The sequence below is a fragment of the Aquabacterium sp. UBA2148 genome (genome assembly GCF_002328915.1).
In the GTDB taxonomy this organism is placed as follows: Bacteria; Pseudomonadota; Gammaproteobacteria; order Burkholderiales; family Burkholderiaceae_C; genus Aquabacterium; species Aquabacterium parvum.
The window spans coordinates 5,868-9,996 of sequence record NZ_DCXA01000188.1; the positions used below are offsets into that span (position 1 = coordinate 5,868).

Annotated in this window: 3 protein-coding genes and 1 pseudogene; 3 read left to right on the forward strand and 1 reads right to left on the reverse strand. The window is 64.9% G+C overall.

What is annotated here, in order from left to right:
• A pseudogene (locus B2W70_RS10600) lies at positions 1-274 on the reverse strand (hypothetical protein); the annotation flags it as partial.
• Positions 275-730: 456 nt separating this feature from the next.
• On the opposite strand from B2W70_RS10600, the gene B2W70_RS10605 reads away from it, so the two are divergent.
• The 3 genes from B2W70_RS10605 to B2W70_RS10615 all read left to right on the forward strand — a co-directional run.
• The gene (locus B2W70_RS10605; RefSeq protein ID WP_286745563.1) at positions 731-2,827 is read left to right on the forward strand and encodes a 3-hydroxyacyl-CoA dehydrogenase NAD-binding domain-containing protein; all 2,097 of its coding nucleotides are present in this window, start codon (positions 731-733) and stop codon (positions 2,825-2,827) included.
• A 36-nt stretch (positions 2,828-2,863) separates the two neighbouring features.
• Positions 2,864-3,643, forward strand: a complete 780-nt coding sequence (locus B2W70_RS10610) for a crotonase/enoyl-CoA hydratase family protein (protein ID WP_286745565.1) — start codon at positions 2,864-2,866, stop codon at positions 3,641-3,643.
• Positions 3,644-3,750: 107 nt separating this feature from the next.
• Positions 3,751-4,129, forward strand: a 379-nt coding sequence (locus B2W70_RS10615; protein WP_286745567.1) for an acyl-CoA dehydrogenase family protein, incomplete at its 3' end; no start/stop codon positions are given.

The window sequence follows — 4,129 nt, forward strand, 5'->3', positions numbered from 1 at the left end:
AACCCAGGAAGTCGCCCGAGCCGAACATCCACAGCACCGTGAAATTCAACAGCGCCAACAGGGGCAGCATCAGGTAGAGCGGCAGGTTCAGCAGGGCTGCGAACTGCATGCGCGGTGGCTCTGACAGGTCACGCGGCAGCAGCGCATCGGCGCCGATGAAGAACACGATGGCGGCTGCAAATGGGGCCCACATCCACCAACCGCCTTGCAGCAGGGTGAGGAAGAAGAAGGCGCCCAGTGCTGGCATCAGCCAGCCCTTGAGGTACTTGGACATGTCGGTGGTTTCCTTGCGGTGCGTTGAAGGCGATCGAGGCGCGGATGCGTCTCAGACCCTGACGGCAGGGTGCAAAGGGGCGGTTTGGGGCGCCCTGATCTGATCGGACCTCGGTGCATGCGCGGCGATTCGCGATGACGAATTAGCGCTTTGAGAAAGCGATCAGGGCTGCAAGAAATCAGCTGCGACAGCCCTGTCGTCAGGCATGCCCGACATCGGCCCGCAGAGGTCAACCGGACAAACCGAGGTGCCGAAACGGAAGTGGTTGTGCGAGGCTTGTGGTTCGGCGCGCAAGGGCACCGAGCAAGGCTTCTCGAGCTGTGTCAGAATCTAGCTCAATTCTTACAAGATCCATTGTCAGAATTGCGGATTGCTGTGCGGACGCCGCCAGCCTTCTTCTCCCAGCCGGGGCAGGGGCGGTGTGCGCGTGTTTTCAATTCACTCACCGACATTGCCATGAGCGCTACCTACCAAGTCACCGACGGCGTGGCCGTCATCTCCCTGGACAACCCCCCTGTCAACGGCCTGGGTCAAAGCACCCGGGCAGGCATCGTGGATGGCATCCAGAAGGCTCAGGCCGACGCCGCCGTGCAGGCAGTGGTGATCATCGGCTCGGGCAAGGTGTTCTGCGGCGGCGCGGACATCCGCGAGTTCGGCAGCCCGAAGGCTTTTGCCGAACCCAACCTGCACGTCACCATCGAAGCGGTCGAGCGTTCGGCCAAGCCCGTTGTCGCCGCCATCCATGGCGTGGCCATGGGCGGTGGGCTCGAGCTGGCCCTGGGCTGCCATTTCCGTGTGGTGGCCAAGGGCACGCAGATCGCGCTGCCCGAGGTGAACATCGGCATCGTGCCGGGTGCCGGCGGCACGCAGCGCTTGCCGCGCGTGCTGGGTGTCGAGACCGCCCTGCAAATGATCACCACCGGCGCCTCGGTGATGTCCGAGAAGCTGGCTGCTGCGCCGGGCCAGAAGCTGTTCGACAAGCTGGTCGATGGCGAGCTGCTGCCCGCTGCCATCGCTTTTGCCAAGGACGTTGCCGGTGTGCGCCCGCTGCCTTCCGTGCGCGACCTGAAGGTGGCAGCTCCTGCCGATGCCGATGCCTTCAACAAGGCCCGCGCCGAGCTGGCCAAGTCCCGCAAGAACCTGATCGCCCCGCAGCGCTGCGTGGACTGCGTCGAAGCCGCCACCCAGCTGGGCCTGGACGCAGGCATCCAGTTCGAGCGCGAGGTCTTCGAAGGCCTGGTGACCGGTGACCAGGCCCGTGCCCTGCGCCATTCGTTCTTCGGCGAGCGCGCTGCCAGCAAGATCCCCGATGTGCCCGCCGACACCCCGCTGCGCGACATCAAGCAGGTGGCTGTGATCGGTGCTGGCACCATGGGCGGCGGCATCACCATGTGCTTCCTCAACGCCGGCATCCCGGTCAAGCTGCTGGAGATGAAGCAGGAAGCCATCGACCGCGGCGTGGGCACCATCCGCAAGAACTACGAGGCGCAAGTGGCCAAGGGCAAGCTGGCGCAGGACAAGTACGAGCAGCGCATGAGCCTGCTGAGCACGACGCTCAGCTACGACGACATCGCCCAGGCCGACATGGTGATCGAGGCTGTGTTCGAGGACTTCGGCGTGAAGTCGCAGGTCTTCACCAAGCTGGATGCCGTGATGAAGCCCGGCGCCATCCTGGCGTCCAACACCTCGACGCTGGACGTGGACAAGATCGCCGAAGTGACCAAGCGCCCCGCCGACGTGGTGGGCCTGCACTTCTTCAGCCCGGCCAACGTGATGCGCCTGCTCGAAGTGGTGCGCAGCAAGCACACCGCCAAGGACGTGATGGCCACCGTGATGGCCGTGGCCAAGAAGATCAAGAAGGTCGCCGTGGTCTCGGGCGTGTGCGATGGCTTCATCGGCAACCGCATGTTTGAGCAGTACGTGCGCCAGGGCTTCTTCCTGGTGGAAGAGGGCGCCACGGTGCAGCAGGTGGACAAGGCCGCTGAGGCCTTCGGCTTCGCCATGGGCCCCTTCCGCGTGGGCGACCTGGCGGGCAACGACATCGGCTTTGCCATCCGCAAGCGCCGCAAGGTCGAGCGCCCTGACGTCATCTACAGCCCGGTGGGCGACGCCATCTGTGAGCTCGGCCGCTTCGGCCAGAAGGTGGGCAAGGGCTGGTACGACTACGAAGCCGGCAAGCGCGAGCCCATCCCCTCGGCCGAGGTGCAAGGCTGCATCGACAAGGTGCGCGCTGACAAGGGCGTCACGCCCCGCCAGATCAGCGACGACGAGATCGTGCAGCGTCTGGTGCTGGCCATGGTCAACGAGGGCGCCCTGATTCTGGAGGAGGGCATCGCCTCGAAGGCTTCGGACATCGACATGGTTTACCTCACGGGCTATGGCTTCCCGGTCTATCGCGGTGGCCCGATGCTCTACGCCGACATGCTGGGCCTGCCCAAGGTGATCGAGCTGATGAAGGGCTTTGCTTCGAACGGCGGCTCCGACCCCGCGTTCTGGACGCCTGCGCCGCTGCTGGCCAAGCTGGCAGCCGAGGGCAAGGGGTTCACGGGCTGATTGATCGCTTTTTCCTGAAACGGCAAGGAGCCCGCCATGGCGCACATCGAAACCCTGGTCAACGGCCACATCCTGGAGATCCAGGTCAACCGGGCCGACAAGCACAACGCCTTGTCGCCTGAGATGTACCTGGACCTGGCGCGTGCGCTGGGTGAACTCAATCGCAACCCCGAGCTGCGCGTGGCCCTGCTGCACGGCGATGGCAAGCACTTCACCTCTGGCGTCGAGCTGGACAAGTGGGCGCCCATCTTCGGCAATGGCAAGGGCTTCGAGGTGCCTGCCGGTGAGGTCGACCCCTTCGGCCTGTTCGGCGAGCGCCACCGCAAGCCCATCGTCATGGCGGTGCAGGGCAACTGCTTCACCTGGGGTGTCGAGATCCTGCTCAACACCGAAGTGCGGGTCGCCGCTGACGACACGCGCTTTGCGATGCTCGAGGTCAAGCGCGGCATCTTCCCGTGTGCTGGGGCCACGCTGCGCCTGCCCAAGCAGATGGGCTGGGGTGCCGCTCAGCGCTACTTGCTGACGGGTGATTTCTGGTATGCAGATGAAGCCTTGCGAACTGGCTTGGTGCAAGAGGTGGTGCCCGCTGGGCAGCAACTCGCCAGGGCCCGCGAGATCGCCGAGCAGATCGCCAAGGCTGCGCCGCTGGGCGTGCAGAACATCCTGAAGTCCAGCCGCCTGGCGATGCACGAGGGCGATGCTGTGGCAGCCCAGCACCTGTTCAAGGAGATGCTGCCGGTGATGCAAAGCGAAGACGCAGCCGAGGGCGTTCGCTCCTTCATCGAACGGCGAGAGGCCGTTTTCACGGGGCGCTGACGGCCGCCGTGCAGGCGCCCCATGGCGATCAGGGGGCGTGAGCGCCTCGCCATCTGTCCCCGTCAACCTGTTCAACCCGTTCCCACGAAGTTCCCAAGAGCCGAACCATGACCCACCGCGCCACCGTTGACTTCCTGCTGCACGACTGGCTCAAGGCCGAGACCCTGTGCCAGCGCGAGCGCCATGCCGAGCACAGCCGCGAGACCTTCGACGCCGTGCTCGACCTCAGCGAAAAAATCGCCAACGAGCAGTTCGCTCCCATCAACCGCCTGACCGACGAACACGAGCCGACCTTCGACGGCGTCACCGTGACGCTGCCCAAGGAAACACCCGTGGCGATGGCCGCCTTCAACGAGGCCGGCCTGATGGCCGCCAGCAAGGACGTTGAACTCGGTGGCATGCAACTGCCCACGGTGGTCGAGATCGCCTCGATGAGCTTTTTCTACAAGGCCAGCGTGTCGCTGGCCGCGTACCCGATGCTCACGC